This is a genomic window from Halobacterium sp. CBA1126 (assembly GCF_009741975.1).
GTDB lineage: Archaea > Halobacteriota > Halobacteria > Halobacteriales > Halobacteriaceae > Halobacterium.
Genome location: NZ_WPCF01000004.1, coordinates 20,731 through 37,539 on the forward strand (window position 1 = coordinate 20,731; position 16,809 = coordinate 37,539).

The window sequence follows — 16,809 nt, forward strand, 5'->3', positions numbered from 1 at the left end:
AATACCTCTAGAAAACCAGCGTTCCGGAGATTAGTCTGTCAAAACCATAGGTGGGCCACTGGAATTCTTCAGGTTGGATTTGTGTTGGCAGAGTGGTGGAACACGTCGCCGGTTTCGGTGTCAAAGAGGTGGATTCGATCCGGGTCACAGACGAGTGAGAGGGTATTGCCGACTGATACGGAGGCGTGTGCGTCCACTTTGACTTTCACTTCTTGGTCGGCGATAGTACCGTACACGACCATTGAGTTTCCGAGTGGTTCTGTTGTTTCAACTGTTAGAAAGAGGGGAGTGGGGTGGTTGTACGTTGTGTTGTGTTCGAGAGAGAGGTCTTCAGGTCGAATGCCGAGGATCGCCTCCGATCGATCAGTACTGGGGAAGTCCTCTGATTGACCAAGGTCGATTCGGAAATCGTCTTCGGTGCCGTGGCGTTCTGCGTATACATGCCCGTCCGCATGGGTGAGAGAGATTGGAAGCAGATTGATTGTTGGTGAGCCGATAAATTCTGCGACAAATCGGTTCTTAGGGAAGTCGTAGAGTGTCTGGGGTGAATCAACTTGCTGGATCTCGCCGTTATTCAGTACAACCACTCGGTCGCCAAGTGTCATCGCCTCAGTTTGATTGTGCGTGACGTAGATTGTGGTTGCGCCGAACTGTTGGTGGATTCTGTCGAGTTCGGTCCGCATTTCGGTTCGGAGTTTCGCGTCGAGGTTCGCTAGTGGTTCGTCCAACAGAAGGACGTCGGGATCACGGATGAGTGCCCGGCCAAGCGCGACTCGTTGTCGTTCCCCACCTGAGAGTTGGTTTGGCATTCGATCGAGTAAATCGGTGATGCCGAGGGTTTCGGCAGCGTCTTGGACTGCATTATCGATTTCTTCGTCGGAGTAGGAGTCGGTGCCGGCATTAATTCCGAATATCATATTCCGGCGGGCGCTCATATGCGGGTAGAGTGCGTAGTTCTGGAATACCATCGCGACATTCCGGTCTTTTGGTGCTACGTCGTTCACTCGTTCGTCGCCGAAGTACAGGTCGCCGTCAGTGATGTCTTCGAGCCCTGCAATCATCCGCAGGGTTGTGCTTTTGCCGCAGCCACTCGGGCCAACGATAACGACGAACTCACCGGCTTCGACTTCAAGATCAATCGAGTTCACTGCAGTGAGCGATTCGTACTGTTTGGTAATACCTTGTAGAGAAAGTGGCGTGTCCGACTCTACATCCATACTCCGTTCGTCTTGGTAAAGATGCATTAACGTTTGGAGGCAGAGCTACGTGGCAACAACGAGATCGGGGTCTACAACTTCAGCCATAGAGTGACTCCAACACTCCTGTCACAATCTATCCTCACTCACTTACTCGCGTCCAGGAACGACAAGATGCCGTACGCGAAGGTTGTGGACATTCTGCCGTACAACTCTCACCTCGACGGGGAGCGTTCATCCCGATGGCGGAGTACGACACGTCAATAGCATGCTGGCGATGTGGGCGTTAACATACGAGCCAAGAGAGAGCGGTTCGGATGTGTATCACGACCGTGTGCTACTGTGGACACAAATAGTGCATCGAACATTAGTCAGCGAGCCGTTGGTAAGGATCGGAGTCCATATTCCTCGAGAGGCTGTTGTGGCTCAGCCCGACGTCTAGGCCGTACTCTTCGGGAGCTGTGGACCTACCCCTTAGTGAGAGCCGCCCACGACGTTAGCTGGGGGGACATCACTTTTGTTGCATGCTGATTGTTTTCAGCATTGGGTTGCGGAGGATGATCATCAAGGCGAGGGGGACGATGAGTGTCATTACGGCGCCAGCATAATTATACCCCAGAGTGGTTTGCCAGCCTGGGGCGAGAGTTGTGCAAGGCCGGTTTGGATAACGCCCTTGGTCTGCTGATCGTTGATGATGAGAAGTGGCCAGAGGTATTGGTTCCAGCCCCAGATGAAGGCGATGGCGAACAGGCCGGCAATCATGCTTTTCGACATCGGAATCAGGACGAATACTAAAAAGCGGAGTGGGCCGACGCCATCGAGCTTGGCTTGTTCAACGAGTGAGTCAGAAATGGATTTGAAGTGTTGTCTGAGTAGTAGAATTGATGTTGCGCTCGCCAGATAGGGGAGGATTAGTCCAGCATATGTGTTGACGAACTTTGGATCGAACGCGAGGCGGTAGAAGGACGTGTCGATGATGAGCTGCCAGCGGTTGCCTGCGAGCATTAGCTCGTACATGGGGACGATTCGGACTGGAACGGGGAGTGCAAGTGTGAAGAGGATGAGAAGCAGGATAAGTCGCTTGAATGGCAGTTTGTAGTAGACGAGCGCCATTGAGGCGAGCAGCGCAAGGACGACTTTGCCGATGCCGATTGCGATTGCCATCACGAATGAATTGATGAGATATGTATCGAAGTTGTGGACAGTAAGCGCCTTAATGTAGTTACTGATGCCGTCAGCGCCGACACCGACGAGGGTCGTTTGGACGATTCGGTATGCTGGCTGAGTGCTCATGAGTACCGCGAAGAGAACTGGGAGGCTGAGCACGAAGAGTGCGATGACGAGCGTGAGGTGGAGGCGGAGTTGACTCGTGAAGCGTTGTTCGAATTGTGTGAGCTTTGGAAGCACTGACTCTGACTCGCCCCCGGATTGTTGGCTGCGTGTCATCTTAGGCACCTCCGTAGTGAGCGAATTTGTCCGAAATCCACAGCTGGATTGCGGTTAGTCCCCCGACGATAACGAACAATACGATGGATTTTGCCGAGGCGCGGCCGGTTAGACCGTCCGAAAATGTGGTGTAGATATCGTAAATAAGGATGTTAAGGGTGTTACTGGGGCCGCCCTGCAGGACTTCGATAATCGGGTACGTCAGGAAAAAGGAGTTTGCCGTGTTGATAATAGCGAGGAACGCAAGTGTCGGCGAAATCATCGGTACATAGACGAAAACGAGTTTCCGGAGTATTCCGACGCCGTCCAACTGCATCGTCTCGTTGATTGTTTCCGGGATATTGCCGAGCGCTGCTACCATGAAGATGACGTTGTAGCCGATAAGCTTCCAGACGCCGGCGGAGACTGCAAATATCCAGGCCCACGACGCATTCGTGGTATAATCGAGATTGAGATGTATGCCGATGATGCTGAGGGCGTTCCGGAGCGCTTCGGTGAAGATGCCGACGGAGGGATTAAAGAGTGTCTTCCAGAGTGTCGCTGTCACGGCAAACGAGAGTGCGTACGTGAAGATAGCGGCAACGAGGTAGGCTGACTGATACGTCTTAATGCGGTAGATGAGGAAGCTTACGAGCAGGCCGAGTACCATTGAGATCACCACGACACTGATGGCGTAGGCGAAGCTCGCTCCAACCGCGTATTGGAAATCGGGACTGGTCGCGAGCATGGTGAAGTGTTGCCATCCGTATTCAATTGTTCGGGCGCCAAACCCGATCGTTTTCTGTCGGCTTAACTGAACCGCCCGTACAAGCGGCCAATAGAAGAATGCGCCGACGGCGATGACTGTTGGGAGAAGCAGCGCAACTGCCTGCCAGCGATTCTGATAGGCCTCCATCTGGCGGCTACCTCACACTAGAACTGTTAATGTGGCCGAAATGCCGATACAGCTGCGTTCGATAAGATCGTCTCAATACGGGCACCATCAGAGGTCTCGTCGTTCGTAGAACTCTAACTGGTCTTCAGTTTCCGCATCAAGGCTAGTGAGAGCGTTATCAACGCTAGTACCCTGCCACATTCGATCGGTCGCGTTGACAACAGCGGTGGCAGTCCGAGGGAGCGCCCCTGAGAACACACCACCCGTAGCCGGACCCGGAGACCAAGACTGAAGCTGGTCGAAGGCGGTCCGGTAGAGGGGGTTTTTCTCGAAGAATCCTTGTTGCTCAAGGAGGTCAACGGATTCTTTATGCGCGGGGAAGTAGCCGGTTGCCTTCGAGTACAGCGCCTGCTGTTTCGCGCCGGTCATGTTCTGGAGGAATTTCTGAATCGCATCACGCTCGGCATCCGTACGACTCTCCTTATTCGTTACCCAGACTTGTGCACCGCCCGCCGCGTGACCATTATGATCCTGATTCGGGGTTGGGAGGCGACCTACACCGATGTCAATACCTTGTTTTCGGAAGCCACTGAGAAGGTAGGCCAGACCGCCCGAGGAGTTCATATGCATCGCCGCTTTCCCCTGACTGAACGCTTTTTCAGAGGCCCCCCAATTGCTCTTTCCGGGATAGTGATACAGATCCCCAAGATCGTTCATCCACCAGTCATAGAGGGTTTGAGCCGCATCGCTCTCAAAGAAGGCTTTTGTCGGCTCACCTTCCATCCCGTTTTTCTCATTATAGTATACCTGTCCTTGCTCAGCCATCCAACTCATCGGCCACCAATTCACGTTAGGCCACGTAATCCCGTTGTCGGCGACGCCTTGCTCAACAATTTGCTGTGAATACTGCCGTACTTCTTCGAACGTGGTCGGCGGTTTTTCGGGATCAAGACCCGCTTCTCTAAAGTGGTTCTTGTTATAGTACAGCAGGATCTGAGAGTTATTGAACGGAAGTGACCACGTAGTCCCCTCAACTGTCGACCAGACGCGTCCTGCACCGAGATACTGTGTCAGGTCAAGGTCTGGTAGTATCTCACTGATCGGCGTGAAGAAACCGGTGTCGCGGGCGAGAATCGTCGCGTTCTTCCCAAGATGAGCGATATCAGGAGCATTTCCAGCTTTAGCTGCCGTGAACACAGCACTCCGGGATTCTGCATATGACCCCTGTGCAGACCAGTCGACGGTAATGTCGGGATACTTCTCCTCGAAGTTAGCAATCATCTTCGAGAACGTATCTTCGTAGTATCCACCCCACGCAGGCCAGAACGTGATCGTCGTCCCGTCACTGGTGGTGTCCCCCATCGTGGTACCTGATGTGTCCCCACTACCTGATGTGTCTCCACTACCTGATGTGTCCCCACTACTGCAGCCGGCAAGCGCGGTTGCCACGGTGAGCCCCCCTGCCCGAATGAAGTTACGACGTGACGCGTGACGTGTCAGCGATCGGTCGTCCGGCATAACCCGAGAGTCTAATGCTTCGACAATAAATATGGCGGTGAGAAGAACCACCACTGTGGTTCCAACAGCGAACGCGTCAATCTGGTGCCATCCAAACATGAAATCGAATCACGAACATCGTCAGAACCTGGAGGAAGCATCAAAGCGAAAGAACGGTTAGGGACGCCTCTGGATAGTCACGCCACACCCGGAACCAGCGACGATCTCGATTGACATCTTCCTCAGGCTGCAGGCGGAAGAATCCTCGTGCTTTAGCGCGGGGAGAGTGTCAATAGCCGTTGAGGGACTCACCAGAGCCACACATCTCTACTCGCTGTATTTTAAGTGAATTGTCCGATGAATACTCGTATGAGCACTCTGGTGGACACAATCCAAACCGAGAACGTCGTTGCATCGAGTGATATCGGCCAAGAACTCTCGCTTAAGCAACTCGCGACGGATCTCCCTGGTGCCGAGTACAACCCAGAAGATTTCCCTGGGATCGTCTACCGCCTCCAGACGCCGAAGTCAGCCATGCTTATCTTCCAGTCAGGGAAAGTCGTCTGTACCGGCGCCCAGAGCGTCGATGACGTGCACGAAGCCCTCGAAATCGTGTTTGAGGACCTCCGCGAGTTAGGCATCGACGTCGACAGTAATCCGCCAATTATGGTACAGAATATCGTCTCCAGTGCCAACCTCGAACAATCGCTGAACTTGAACGCAATTGCGATCGGCCTGGGGTTAGAGCAAATCGAATACGAGCCCGAACAGTTCCCCGGCCTCGTCTACCGACTCGATGACCCCGACGTCGTCGCCCTCCTGTTCGGCAGTGGGAAGCTCGTCATTACTAGTGGGACAGAAACGGACGAAGCCGAGCAAGCACTCAGCCACGTGCAGGACAGGCTCTCCGAACTCGGACTGTTTGATTGACATCCCCCCGCCCTGAAGGGCGGGGCTTTCTCCTTGACTTTCCGTAAACCAGCCACGTAGAGAAGGAGAGCAGCTTCTTAGAGTCGCCCAACCTCATCCCGCTCGCTTGTCGATCAGGGAGTGCTAGCGCACCGCTGGGGGAACCAACAAAAGCCTCGGGTCACTCGCCATCCGTACCGTCGTCCATCATCGCCAGAACGTCCTCACGGGAGACGAGTTCGGCCTCGCCGGTCCGGAGGTCGTGTTCACCTAATTTGAGGCGGAGGCCCCACCCTCAAGGAGCGCCGGGCTTCTGGCTCCGACGGAAGCACAAGCGAGTAGGGTGGGGAGGAAGCCGACCCGGTCCCGACCAGCCGCCAGACTGCTGCCTGCTAACCTCTAACCTTTAAGTAACTATGCGTCTTTATGTGAGGCTATCGTGGAGTACCGTCGAACCGCCGTCATCAAGCTCGACACGCCCGAAGGCGCGGATATACACCTTCGAGAGACTGTCGAGCAATTCAAATACTGCGCTAACACCGCGAGCAAGTGGTGCTGGCACGGCGACGATGGCTACCACGTTACCTCGAAAGCCAAGGCCGAGGGTGTATTGTACGACCAGCTACGTGAGGACACGGAGTTAACCGCGAATCTCGTCCAGAAAGGGATTCGCCAAGCCGTCGAAGCCGTCAAAAGCGGCGTCGAACGCCTCAAGAACGACCAAGATACGTCTCGTCCGACCTTCACGGCTGATACCGCCGTCTACGACAAGCGAAGTGCCACCTTCCACCGCGACCACGTTTCACTGTCAACACCGGACGGACGAATCGAGTGCGACTACATTCTTCCCGACGACACCGAGACACCGCCAACAAAGTACGTCGCCAACGAGGACTACGAGTTTCGGCGGGCCACACTCCATCGACGCGACGGCGACTGGTATCTCCATGCGTCGATGCTCAAAGAGGACGACGACACCGACTCCACTACCGAGCACAGAACAGTCCTCGGTGTGGACCTCGGTGTGAATCAACTCGCGGTCGCTTCGACCGGACGGTTCTGGTCACCAGACGAGTTTAACCACTGGAAACGAGAGTACGAGAAACGGCGTGGCGACCTCCAACAGTGTGGGACACGAGCCGCCCACGACGCGATAGCAGGTGTCGAGCGCAAAGAGGACGGACGCTTCGAGATGTTCCTGCATCGTGTCGCCAACGAAATCGTCGCTGAAGCCCGCTCTCACGACTGTTCGCACATCGTGTTCGAGGATTTGACCGACATTCGTGAGAGCGTCCCACAAGCGTCGTGGCACCATCTGTGGGCGTTCCGCCGTCTCTACGAGTGCGTCGCTTACAAAGCCAAAGAGCAGGGCGTCAAAGCCGTGCAAGTAGACCCACGCAATACGTCGAAACGGTGTTCGACCTGTGGGTTTACCCACGACAACAACCGCGACGGCGAGGACTTCCAGTGTCAGAATTGCGGCTACCAGAACCACGCCGACTACAACGCCAGTAAGAATATCGGTTTGCAGTATCTCCGGCGTCGGCAAAACGCCGACGACGGAGGCGCACCCGTAGACGTGCGCTTGAATCGCGGGACGCTGAACGTGAGTGGAGAGTACAACCTTCCCGCCTCATCCGAGGCGTAGAACGGGAGTCCACGCGAAAGCCCTCCCCTCAACGAGCGAGCGGGGCTATTGCCCCCGAGCGAAGTAGGGGAGGGTAGTTTACTGGCGGCAATCTGCTTCCAGCCCTCGCGTGAGAATTCGGGGTGCTTGACAGCGTCTCGTGCCGCGTACCGGAGGAACTCACTGCGCGAATTGAACCCCTGTTCCTCCCAGGTCGTGTCGATGTCGTCCAGGAATGCCTGTGTGAGTCGAAGGTTGATCTGGACGGTCTCCGGGCCGTCGTCACCCGTCGAGGTCTCAGCATCGGACATGATATGTTAGTGCTTTACGCTTGCATAGCAAATAACCGTTCGCCGCGGAAGCGTGCCTGATGTCCACGTTGTGGGTTTTCGATGGCACGCCGCGTGTGTTTCTACGTGACATCCTCCGCGCCGTGAACGGCGCGGCTTCCCACGCATGGGGAATACCAGCTACGTGCGGCTATCGCTGGTAGAGGGTTCCGACCCGTGGAACGCCGAGAGAGTCATTTGCGAGTGTTTCTCGCTCGTCTCACGGTGGGTCGTGGTGTTGTCACAGGCACTCCCATCCCGAGGCGAGTCATCGCGTGGCGGTTTCAGCGGCACGCTCTCTCCCCACGGGTCAGCCCGTTCTGCAACGTTGATTGCGCCGTTTATATCGCCCTGAAACGCCGTGATGTGGCACTCGTCGTTCGTACACCGGAACGTGGCTTGAGCGGCCCTGTTCCCGATGTGACCGCAGGCGTGGCACGTCTGGCTGGTGTACTCCGGTCGGACGTACGTGACCGGGATACCGGCCTCTCGTGCTTTGTCCTCGACGCGGTTCTGTAACCGAGCGAACGCCCACGCATGGAGTCGCCGGTTCATGTACGCGCCGTAGTCCAATTCTTCGCGGATGTACGTCAGATTCTCCATTACCAGCACCGGCTTCTCGAATTGTCGGGCGTACTCGACAGCCTGCCGAGACGCCTTCTCGACAATATCGGTGAGCGCGTTCTGGTAGTGGTCGAATCGCTCGTCCATCCGCCACTTGGCGGCGTCACGCTCTTGGAGTCGTTTCAGGGTGGTGTGCATCTCCTTGCGGAGATGCTTCGCACGCGAACCGTCACACACGAACGGGCCAGTTGGTGAACCGTCCTTGAGGGCACAGCCCGTTATCAGGGCGGTTTCACCAATATCTAGACCGATGTGCGTCACGTCGTCGCCGTCTGTCGCGTAGTCGGCTTCTTCGACCGGAAACTCCACAGTGACGTGGAGCGTCCACGATGTACGATTCCGTTGCAGGCGGAGTTGGCCCGCCGAAGCGTCCCCGTCCACAAGGGCGTGCCACAGACCCTCTTGTTCAGGGTTGATGCGAAGCGGGATCCAGAAATTCGTTCCGCGACCGGGTTGGGGTGCCCACCACGTGAACTCGTAGTCCCGTTCCGATGAGTGGTCGAACTCGGCGGCTTGGTTGGTGAGCCGAACCGGGTGGTCGTCGTCTAATTCTTGTGCGTTGTAGGTGTCGTGCAGTTGTGGGACGTAGTTGCAGAGAGCCGCTTTCGCCTGATACGGTAGGTCGTAGGGCGTCACCACGTCGCTGGTTGCGCTCATCGTGTCACACCCGGCGTCGAACGCCTCGTGTAGTCCCTCACGGTAGGTGTCGAGTAGGTCACATAGTTTCCGCTCCTTGTGCGCTGTCGGGGGCGCGAGTGTGGCTTCGAGCGTCTTAGTCGCTGTTTTCATCCGTCTCTAACCCTTGTTCAATTAGCTCGCGGTAGGCACGCGGATGGCGAATGCCATTCTCACGAGCATACTCTTTGACCCGCTCGTGAAGCTCGCCACCACGCTCTATATCTATCTCCGTTCGCACAAGAATTTGTACGTTTCTACCATACTAAATACGTACGTTAGGTATTCAGTCAGACAACAGTGACGGAGATTGTGGCACGGAGCTTACGCGATTCACTCCCGCCCTGCTCAGTCCTCGGTTCCGACAGAGCGTCGGAACACTCGTCCTTCGCGGGAAGGGCGGGATTCTCTCGCTGTCTCAAGATAGAACCTACCCTCTGCTGGCTTCGGCTGTGGCTTGCTCGGTACGGGGCTGGACAATCTTAACCAACAAAGGCACGGGGCGGACGCAGATGTTGGTTAATAGTTCAGGTGTCGTCTTCCAGCGTCTCGATGAGCTGCTCGGCCGTCCGACTGATCCGATCGAGCCGGTCACGAACGACCGCAGAATCGTCGCCCGCCCACGCGGCGAGGTAGAACGCCGACCGGCTCGTATCCAGCCCGCAGTATCGGCCGACGATGTACGCGACTGCCTCCGCCTCGACCTCTCGCTTCGACCGCTCGACGCGCTCGGTCACCCCATCGTGCAGCAGGGCGTGCGCGTACTCGTGGATGAGCGTTCGGGCGAGGTCCGCGTCGTTCTCCCGGGCACGGACTGCAACGACCGGCTCGGCGTCCACGCTGACGCGCTCACAGACGCCGTTCGCCGCACCGTGCGTCCATGCATCGTCCGGGATGATGCTCGCCGTGACGTCGAGGTCCCCAGCAACGTCGAGCAGCCGGCCGACGAGCTCGCCAGCGTCCCCCGTTGCTGCCGTGTCCAGCTCCGGAAGCGGCTCGCCCTCCGTCTGAGAGACGTCGAACACGGGTGCGGGGTTGAACCCCACGAGCCCCTCGTCCCAGTCCTCGGGCGGCGTCTCGTCGTACGTACAGTCACTGTCATCGTGGTAGCTCGGCGAGTGCTCGCACTCCGGGCACTGCGTGGCGATGATCGGCGCCCAGATCCAAATTGCTTGCTCGCCTTCCTTCACGTGGCGGTCGAACTCTTCCTGCCACGTCCGGTAGCCCGCCACGCGGCTCGCCGCCGGGCACTGCCGCTTGATGAGCAGCGTGTTCCGATACGAGTAGTCGTGGAACCGACGCTGGACGTCAAGCCACTCCTGGAACTCCGCGCTGGCCTGCGCGTCGTCGATATTCGCGACGAGGTCGTCGATCCACTGTTCGATCGTACTGTGCATCTCGTCGGGTCGCGTGTCGGTCTCGTCGAAGGAGACCGACGAGGAACTGGCCGTCATCACGGTCACCACGACGCGGCCCACGCGGGCGCGCCGCACCCCTCGCGGCGCACGACAAACAGACTGTGCGATCAGCGGAGTTCGTGGCGGTCGTCGGCGAACCCGACGCTGACGAGGTACGCGAGGAACGCGTCGAAGCGCTCGCTATCGCTGGGCGTCCCCGTCGCGAGGTGCCGCGTCCACTCGATAGCCCACTGGAAGGCAGGGTCCGTGCCGCCCTCCCCATGGAGATACCACCAGCGCGCCGCTTGCAACACCACGATGGGGTTCGTCGGCGGCTGCTCGCCGGCGAGCCCACGCGTGATCGATTCGATGTCGTCGGGCACGTCGCTCAGGTCGACGTCGCCCGTCTGTGTGGCTTCGAGGTCAATCGGAATCGCGTCGATTGCGATGTCGTTCGGCTGTTGGTCGTGACTCACAGAGATTCACCTCAGTGAGGGCCCTCGAAGGCGCCCTCGCCCCCTTTCCGGGGATCGAAAACCACCACCGTACCCAACACGCACTTAGCGATAGGGGCTACCGTACCACCAGCACACAACTGCTGTTTCGTCAGGAAGCTCGGGGGTGCTCGTATCACGGCCGCGTGGAGCGCGAGGGCGACCATAGTCGGCCGACGACGCTACCGGCGCATGCAGCCGCCAGCCACGCAATCTTCGGCTCGGTGCCGAGGCGCGCTGACAATCCCGACACCACTTGCCGGCGAGCCACCGCAAAATCATCCATCCGTTGGAATCGTGCTGGATAATGATGTAGTATCTGGACAATCGTCGATATTAAGAGCGTTCGCGCGAGTACGGCGAGTATGAGTGCCACACACATGGACGAGGCGACAGCGGCGGCGATTCGGGAGCTGCCGCCGAGCGCGAAGCTCGTCGCGAAAGTCCTCGAACACAACGACGCCCTCACGCAGCGCGAGCTCGCCGAGCGGACGCTCCTCCCCGACCGCACCGTCCGGTACGCGCTCAGCCGCCTCGAAGAAGCAGACGCCGTCACCGCCCGCTTCTCCGTCACCGACGCCCGGAAACAGGTCTACTCCCTCAACTGAACGACACTAGGGTTTCGCGGCAGGTGAACAGACAACAGCCCATTCGCCGCACACCGATACGCGGCCCGGCTGTCTCCGGCCCGGGCGCTACGTTGAGTCGTCCTGCTCGGCGAGGATAGCCGCGGCGACGTCCTCGACGTGTTGTTGGTGAGCTGCCGAGACGCCGGCCTCCTGCGCAGCCTCGAGTTGGCCATTTACAACCGCGTTCTGTTGTGGTCCCCACACGTCGACGGGCTCCGACTGGATGTATTCGACCCAGCGTTTGACCGCCTCGATGCGCCGCTCGCGGACGCGCTCGCGGTTCTCGTCGAGGTGCTTACGCTCGTCTGTGTCGGTCATTTGGCTTCGGCGTCGAGTTAGGCATCCGGTTTGCGAGAAAGACGACCATCAGGCGAATGTCGAGGTCTTACTTACCTCCCATTCTCGGATGGATAGCTGATGGCCTGACTACTCGCTGCCAACGTTGTTGAGCGCGCTGTTCAGCTCGAAGAGTTCGCGAACAACGTCACTGTCTGCAACGCGGTACCGGCGTGGGGACGTGTGCGGAACTTCCTCGATGAGTTCGACCTCGAGTAGCAGGTTCGTGTAGTTGCCGACCGTCTGACGCGTGACACCAGCGTGCTCTGCGAGTTCGGTTTTATTGAACTCGCGGGTGGGCGGGAGGTCAAGCAGGGCGTCTACAAGGATGGGAATTGCGTCGTGCTGCGTGAGGTAGAGCCATCCGCTCGGATGTTCCTTGCGGAGCTCCTTCTTCTGGCCACGGTCGGCCGCGTCCTCCATGCTGCTCATACTGCGAAACAACACCCTCGCGTGTATAAGCGTTTCCACCTATGTTAACGGCCATTAACAGTATTTATCCGTGTATAATCCATCTATCCGAGCATGGAGAAGCCGTTGGTAAAATGCGCGCTTCTGGCGACGATGATCGCGAAACACAAATGGGGGACGCCGATTCCAGAAGATACGCTCCTAAACCTCTCAGCAATCGATGGAGACTATCCGACCGCTCGGGAGGTCTACACCGAGCTTCGAAGCGAACCGTACATCAGCTACCGTGGGAACCGCGGTATTGAGCTCGACAAAAGCAACTTCGCCCAACTCGCCGATATTCTCTACCACGAGTGCGGCTGGGAGGCCTGGGAGATCGACAGCCGTCTGAAGCATTACGAGGGCATCGACGATCACAACTGGGCGTGAACTGCCTCGGGGTCAAGCCCCGAGGCACTCGCCCTGCTCAGCCTGTAGACCCACTCAGAACGATCGTCGAGGACTACTCTGTGGTGAGGCTGGTGATTGTCTGTTGATGGGTTCGTACCGTCTGCACGCTGACGTCCGCCGCCTCCGCGACCCGCGTTTTCAACGGGTGGCGACCACACGCACACAACGCCGCGTAGAGACACGCCGCGGCGAAGCCGGCTGGATGCACACCGTCAGTCACGCCAGCGTCCTCGGCGCGTTCCGCGAGCGTCCGCGCCCGTCGGCGGGCCTCGTCCGGACACGCGAGTTCGTCGGCAAGCCGCGGGACGAACGCGCTCGGCTGCACTGGCTTCGCCGGGAGGCCGAGCTCCGCGTTCAGCGTCTGGTACGCGTTCTTTACGCGGGACTGTTCGACCCGTGCGGGGACCGCGACGTCGTCCAGCGTCTGCGACCGGCCAGAACAGCGACAGGCGCCGTAGACGCTCGCCGCGGCGACCGCCTCGATCGACCGCCCGTGGAGGAGGTCCTCGCTTTGGGCGCTCCGGAACAGCTGGCACGCCTGGTCACGCAGCGACTCCGACAGGCCGAGTGCGCTACTGATGCGGCGCACTTCGCCGAGGCCGTGTGCGAGGTTGCGCTCGGCTTTCGACTGGAACCGCCCCCGGGACTGCTCGCGGCGCAGCCGCGCGAGCTGCCGGCGCTTCCGTCCGGACAGCGTGTTCCCCGCAGCGTCAGTGTGTTTCCCGATTTCCGTCGAGAGCCCGCGGTCGTGGCGCGCCACCGTCACCGGCCCGCCCGTGCGTTCCTTCTCCTCGCTGTTGCACGACCGCCACTCCGGCCCATGGTCGATGCGCTGCTCGTCGATGACCAGCCCACAGTCCTCACAGACCGTCTCCTGGACGTTCGTGGTGACGCGGCCACCGCACTCCGGGCACTGGTTCCCATCAGTCTGGACGTCTTCGTCGAAGCCACGCGCGTAGATGTCACTCGTTGGCATCGGTAGATCACCGAATTCGAGGCATCCGCCACCGCGACGAACCCCTCACCCATCCCCGGGGTCGACAAACACGGGCCGCGGTGCGGACGCCTCAGGCGGAGGAAGTCAGGAACACAGCAAGCCAGCTAGTGCAAGAGTCCTGGCGCTGTGCCGCAAGATGAAACGGGGAAAGTGCGACACGCCAGCACGCACCCGTTCACGCGTGCAACGACGCGTCGAGATAGTCGATGATATGCTGGGTAGCGGCATCCGTGACCGCTGCGTCGAGTTGGCCCTGATACCCTGTCTCCGGGAGGTCGTCGTCAGGCACCGAATCGAGCCGCGCAACGAGCTCGCCGGTCGTATCGAGAAACGTGTGCTTGATCGCGGACAGCGACCACGGAAGAATCGACGACTCTGCGGGTGCGCCACCAACCACCCAGTCGTCTGCTGCGAGCGGAATTGCGTCCTCGTGCCACGTCCGCGTCGTCAACGTCAGACAGAGATACTGCTCCGGGTGGAACGGTACCGCCTCGGTGCTGATGACGAGCCACGGCCGGGGTGCGACACCGCCGTCGGGAGACTCAGTCGTCCCGTGCGAGTCCTGCTTAAACGGGTCGACGCCCCAAACGACGTCGCCGCGCTCGAAGGCAACGATCTCGCCGTCGGCATCACGTTTCATTCGTCATCGGGTTCAGCGGCCGCATCATCAGTCGGCATATGGTCGACCCATTCGCTCGGCGTTTCATCGCCGTAGAGGTCGTTCATACTCTTCGTCACAAGTTCGTACTGCGTCAGCGACCGAAGTCGATCAGTGTCGTCGGTGATCGCCCAGTAGGCGCCCTTATGCCGCACTAACCCCTGTTCTTCGAGCCGCTGGAGGACTGGGTTAATCGAGTTCTTCGGGATGTCGGTTTCCGCGGCGATCTCGGTCGGTCGGAACGCCTGGTCGGCGTTCGCTGCGAGGAACGACAAGACACGCTCGGGCTGTGTCGTGCCACCACCAAGCGTGTCCGCAGAACTGTCCTCGAACGTCTCGATATCGATTGGCATTACGTGTAAGTATGTATCCATATACGATAAATCTTTGTACGTCTGTTACTCCGTTAGTCAGTGGAGTGTATGCGGTTATTGAATCACACCAGCATGGTCTAGAAGATGTCTACGCCAGATGCGACACCTCTGCTGGTTCCTCGACGTCGTCGAACTCACCGCGCTCGACAGGTTCCCAGTCCTCACCCGGCTCTGGACTCCACCAGTCGACCTTGTAGGCGCCCGGTGCGCCGAGAACCTTCACGCGCGCCGACCCAGCAGGCAGGTCGCGACGTAGCTTCTCGTCGACGTGAAGGTTCCAGGCCGTGGTTGAATCGAAGCAGGCGAGCACGGCCTCCTCATAGCCGCGCGTCTCTTGTGATTCCCGGAGTTCGACCTGAGTATTACAATTCTTGCAGAACACCCCCTCGAAGGGGATGTGCGTGAAGACCGCCTGCCCGCAGACGGGGCACCAGAGGAACTCGAACAGTGCCTCACTGTGTCGGTCAAGTAGTTCGAGGGGCATGAGTAGTGCAGCCCGGCTGTCTCCGGGCCACCACTCGTGTCCGGAGAAAAACCCACCAGCCCGGTCGTGGCTGCGCGCGCAGCGACCGCCTCGTGAGCATCGCGAACGAGGGCGGAGCGAGCACGGAGCGGTGGGCGGGGCGGTGGGGTCAGGGCCGGTCTCGGCACACGGCAAAAAAGAAGGCGACGTCAGCTGGCTATTCGTCCCACCACCGACCGCGCTCCGGGAAGTGGATATCGGACCACCCGGTCAACGCGATCGAGCACCGGCCTTCGTACCAGTTCTTGGCTGCTGCCCGGAACCTGACCGTCTGGCCTTCATGCACCACGGGTTGCTTCGAGCGCGTCCAGATGGTGAACTTGATTTTCCCGCTGTCATCCGCTATCAGCCCGACTTGCTGAATCGCGCTACTGCTGGGCCCCCAGAGGGCCTGCACAGTTCCTTGAACTGTCACCTCCCCAACCGGGACCTCGGGCACCTTCGCGATGGGTACGACCGCGCCCGGCACCGCCTGCAGCTCCCCGACCAGCTCCAACACCGCCGACGTCACGTCCTGGCCATCACGAACCTTCTCGGCTAACCGCCGTGCGATGGCCGCACTCGTCCACCCACAATCCACCTCATCTTGAATCCGCATCGCCTCCCGATTCACATCTGCAAGTTCCTCCTGAGACAACTGTTCGCGCGGGTCCGGCGTCGGCTCGACACGCCCACACTGCTCGGTGATCACCTCACGCGTGCGCTCCTCCCGGCCGTCCTGCCGGCCCAAGTCAGCGCGAGCACTGATGTGTTCGAGTTCGGCTTCCCGCCCCAGGATGCGTTCCTCCTGTTCGAGCGTGACGCCGTGAATCCGCTCGGCGCTCGTCTCCGCGATGCCATCCGGGTGGTTCGCATCCACCTTCGCCTGCGTCTCCTGCTCGACCGCCGCCTCGAAGGTCGGCGTCTCGTCGACGACCTCAACGCCGTCGTCAGCCTCCGTCTGCGCCTCGGGCTGCTCGAATGCCTGTGCATCGACCGAAACTACATTACTGGAAGCGTTGTTACTAGACATCGGAATCACACTAGATTCCGAAGGCGCTCACGCGCCGACACCGCGACTCCACTCGCGGTTTTCCGTCACGACGACCGATAGACTCGTCTGCGCGCTCTCGCTCGCGCCTTCGCGAGCGCCCCCATGGGGCGCGAGCGAGAGCGCGCCTGCATGCGGTGACCCCAACCAGCCGCGCTCGCCGTCCTGCCGAGCGATGCGTGGCCGACCACGGGGAGGCCACCAGCGAGGCAGGGCTTGTCGCACGAACGCAGTGAGTGCGACAGTGAGCCTCCCGGAGCGAGCGGTCAGCGCATTCCCCGTTCGCCGCGACGCAACCACGTCCGTCGCGGGCGCTTCGCCGAGGTCCGGAGG

At 59.3% G+C, this 16,809-nt stretch carries 18 protein-coding genes and 1 pseudogene; 4 read left to right on the forward strand and 15 right to left on the reverse strand.

Annotated features, from left to right (window positions below; genetic code table 11):
* Positions 1-68: 68 nt before the first annotated feature.
* The 4 genes from GJ634_RS01070 to GJ634_RS01085 form a co-directional block, all read right to left on the reverse strand.
* On the reverse strand, positions 69-1,217 hold the full coding sequence (locus GJ634_RS01070) for an ABC transporter ATP-binding protein (protein WP_157500032.1): 1,149 nt from the start codon (positions 1,215-1,217) through the stop codon (positions 69-71).
* Positions 1,218-1,787: 570 nt separating this feature from the next.
* Positions 1,788-2,642, reverse strand: a complete 855-nt coding sequence (locus GJ634_RS01075) for a carbohydrate ABC transporter permease (protein WP_197425349.1) — start codon at positions 2,640-2,642, stop codon at positions 1,788-1,790.
* A gap of 1 nt (position 2,643) precedes the next feature.
* Positions 2,644-3,537: a carbohydrate ABC transporter permease gene (locus GJ634_RS01080; RefSeq protein WP_157500034.1), complete on the reverse strand. Its 894-nt coding sequence runs from the start codon at positions 3,535-3,537 to the stop codon at positions 2,644-2,646.
* A gap of 87 nt (positions 3,538-3,624) precedes the next feature.
* The gene (locus GJ634_RS01085; RefSeq protein WP_197425350.1) at positions 3,625-4,878 is read right to left on the reverse strand and encodes an ABC transporter substrate-binding protein; all 1,254 of its coding nucleotides are present in this window, start codon (positions 4,876-4,878) and stop codon (positions 3,625-3,627) included.
* A gap of 504 nt (positions 4,879-5,382) precedes the next feature.
* Between GJ634_RS01085 and GJ634_RS01090 the strand changes: the two genes are divergently transcribed.
* Together GJ634_RS01090 and GJ634_RS01100 are read left to right on the forward strand one after the other, a co-directional pair.
* Positions 5,383-5,943 (forward strand): TATA-box-binding protein, encoded by a 561-nt coding sequence (locus GJ634_RS01090; RefSeq protein ID WP_157500038.1) that lies wholly within the window; start codon positions 5,383-5,385, stop codon positions 5,941-5,943.
* Between the two features lie 418 nt (positions 5,944-6,361).
* On the forward strand, positions 6,362-7,570 hold the full coding sequence (locus GJ634_RS01100; RefSeq protein ID WP_331713934.1) for a transposase: 1,209 nt from the start codon (positions 6,362-6,364) through the stop codon (positions 7,568-7,570).
* 77 nt (positions 7,571-7,647) lie between these two features.
* Here the strand turns inward: GJ634_RS01100 and GJ634_RS15795 are convergent.
* The 4 genes and pseudogenes from GJ634_RS15795 to GJ634_RS01120 form a co-directional block, all read right to left on the reverse strand.
* Positions 7,648-7,860 (reverse strand): annotated as a pseudogene (locus GJ634_RS15795) (ribbon-helix-helix domain-containing protein); the annotation flags it as partial.
* Between the two features lie 159 nt (positions 7,861-8,019).
* Complete coding sequence (locus tag GJ634_RS01110) at positions 8,020-9,291, reverse strand: RNA-guided endonuclease TnpB family protein (protein ID WP_157500040.1); 1,272 nt, start codon at positions 9,289-9,291, stop codon at positions 8,020-8,022.
* Positions 9,292-9,704: 413 nt separating this feature from the next.
* The gene (locus tag GJ634_RS01115) at positions 9,705-10,634 is read right to left on the reverse strand and encodes a DUF955 domain-containing protein (RefSeq protein WP_331713936.1); all 930 of its coding nucleotides are present in this window, start codon (positions 10,632-10,634) and stop codon (positions 9,705-9,707) included.
* Positions 10,635-10,702: 68 nt separating this feature from the next.
* A complete protein-coding gene (locus GJ634_RS01120; protein WP_331713935.1) occupies positions 10,703-11,050 on the reverse strand; it encodes a hypothetical protein in 348 nt (115 codons plus the stop codon).
* Positions 11,051-11,433: 383 nt separating this feature from the next.
* Here GJ634_RS01120 and GJ634_RS01125 point away from each other — a divergent pair, with 383 nt between their 5' ends.
* The gene (locus GJ634_RS01125) at positions 11,434-11,676 is read left to right on the forward strand and encodes a helix-turn-helix domain-containing protein (protein WP_157500044.1); all 243 of its coding nucleotides are present in this window, start codon (positions 11,434-11,436) and stop codon (positions 11,674-11,676) included.
* An 87-nt stretch (positions 11,677-11,763) separates the two neighbouring features.
* Here the strand turns inward: GJ634_RS01125 and GJ634_RS01130 are convergent, their stop codons facing one another.
* Positions 11,764-12,015 (reverse strand): hypothetical protein, encoded by a 252-nt coding sequence (locus GJ634_RS01130; protein ID WP_157500046.1) that lies wholly within the window; start codon positions 12,013-12,015, stop codon positions 11,764-11,766.
* Positions 12,016-12,123: 108 nt separating this feature from the next.
* Entirely contained in the window at positions 12,124-12,465 is a 342-nt protein-coding gene (locus GJ634_RS01135) for a hypothetical protein (RefSeq protein ID WP_197425351.1), read from the reverse strand.
* A 93-nt stretch (positions 12,466-12,558) separates the two neighbouring features.
* Here GJ634_RS01135 and GJ634_RS01140 point away from each other — a divergent pair, with 93 nt between their 5' ends.
* Complete coding sequence (locus tag GJ634_RS01140) at positions 12,559-12,873, forward strand: hypothetical protein (RefSeq protein WP_157500048.1); 315 nt, start codon at positions 12,559-12,561, stop codon at positions 12,871-12,873.
* Between the two features lie 73 nt (positions 12,874-12,946).
* Here GJ634_RS01140 and GJ634_RS01145 read toward each other — a convergent pair whose 3' ends face one another.
* From GJ634_RS01145 to GJ634_RS01165, 5 genes are all read right to left on the reverse strand, one after another.
* The gene (locus GJ634_RS01145) at positions 12,947-13,870 is read right to left on the reverse strand and encodes a transcription initiation factor IIB family protein (RefSeq protein ID WP_157500050.1); all 924 of its coding nucleotides are present in this window, start codon (positions 13,868-13,870) and stop codon (positions 12,947-12,949) included.
* A gap of 196 nt (positions 13,871-14,066) precedes the next feature.
* Entirely contained in the window at positions 14,067-14,531 is a 465-nt protein-coding gene (locus GJ634_RS01150; RefSeq protein WP_157500052.1) for a hypothetical protein, read from the reverse strand.
* Positions 14,528-14,902 carry a helix-turn-helix domain-containing protein gene (locus tag GJ634_RS01155; RefSeq protein ID WP_157500054.1) on the reverse strand — a complete coding sequence of 125 codons (375 nt, stop codon included), beginning with the start codon at positions 14,900-14,902 and terminating at the stop codon, positions 14,528-14,530. Before GJ634_RS01155 ends, GJ634_RS01150 begins: the two co-directional genes overlap by 4 nt.
* Before the next feature lie 109 nt (positions 14,903-15,011).
* Complete coding sequence (locus GJ634_RS01160; protein ID WP_157500056.1) at positions 15,012-15,407, reverse strand: hypothetical protein; 396 nt, start codon at positions 15,405-15,407, stop codon at positions 15,012-15,014.
* Between the two features lie 196 nt (positions 15,408-15,603).
* On the reverse strand, positions 15,604-16,458 hold the full coding sequence (locus tag GJ634_RS01165) for a DNA-binding protein (RefSeq protein WP_157500058.1): 855 nt from the start codon (positions 16,456-16,458) through the stop codon (positions 15,604-15,606).
* Between the last annotated feature and the right edge of the window lie 351 nt (positions 16,459-16,809).

Bases quoted from the DNA above. Each gene is read 5' to 3' on its own strand.
- GJ634_RS01070 (WP_157500032.1), bottom strand. From the start codon at position 1,217: ATGGATGTAGAGTCGGACACGCCACTTTCTCTACAAGGTATTACCAAA.
- GJ634_RS01130 (WP_157500046.1), bottom strand. From the start codon at position 12,015: ATGACCGACACAGACGAGCGTAAGCACCTCGACGAGAACCGCGAGCGC.
- GJ634_RS01090 (WP_157500038.1), top strand. From the start codon at position 5,383: ATGAGCACTCTGGTGGACACAATCCAAACCGAGAACGTCGTTGCATCG.
- GJ634_RS01160 (WP_157500056.1), bottom strand. From the start codon at position 15,407: ATGCCCCTCGAACTACTTGACCGACACAGTGAGGCACTGTTCGAGTTC.
- GJ634_RS01150 (WP_157500052.1), bottom strand. From the start codon at position 14,531: ATGAAACGTGATGCCGACGGCGAGATCGTTGCCTTCGAGCGCGGCGAC.
- GJ634_RS01145 (WP_157500050.1), bottom strand. From the start codon at position 13,870: ATGCCAACGAGTGACATCTACGCGCGTGGCTTCGACGAAGACGTCCAG.
- GJ634_RS01155 (WP_157500054.1), bottom strand. From the start codon at position 14,902: ATGCCAATCGATATCGAGACGTTCGAGGACAGTTCTGCGGACACGCTT.
- GJ634_RS01110 (WP_157500040.1), bottom strand. From the start codon at position 9,291: ATGAAAACAGCGACTAAGACGCTCGAAGCCACACTCGCGCCCCCGACA.
- GJ634_RS01140 (WP_157500048.1), top strand. From the start codon at position 12,559: ATGGAGAAGCCGTTGGTAAAATGCGCGCTTCTGGCGACGATGATCGCG.
- GJ634_RS01135 (WP_197425351.1), bottom strand. From the start codon at position 12,465: ATGAGCAGCATGGAGGACGCGGCCGACCGTGGCCAGAAGAAGGAGCTC.
- GJ634_RS01125 (WP_157500044.1), top strand. From the start codon at position 11,434: ATGAGTGCCACACACATGGACGAGGCGACAGCGGCGGCGATTCGGGAG.
- GJ634_RS01080 (WP_157500034.1), bottom strand. From the start codon at position 3,537: ATGGAGGCCTATCAGAATCGCTGGCAGGCAGTTGCGCTGCTTCTCCCA.
- GJ634_RS01165 (WP_157500058.1), bottom strand. From the start codon at position 16,458: ATGTCTAGTAACAACGCTTCCAGTAATGTAGTTTCGGTCGATGCACAG.
- GJ634_RS01085 (WP_197425350.1), bottom strand. From the start codon at position 4,878: ATGGGGGACACCACCAGTGACGGGACGACGATCACGTTCTGGCCTGCG.
- GJ634_RS01075 (WP_197425349.1), bottom strand. From the start codon at position 2,642: ATGACACGCAGCCAACAATCCGGGGGCGAGTCAGAGTCAGTGCTTCCA.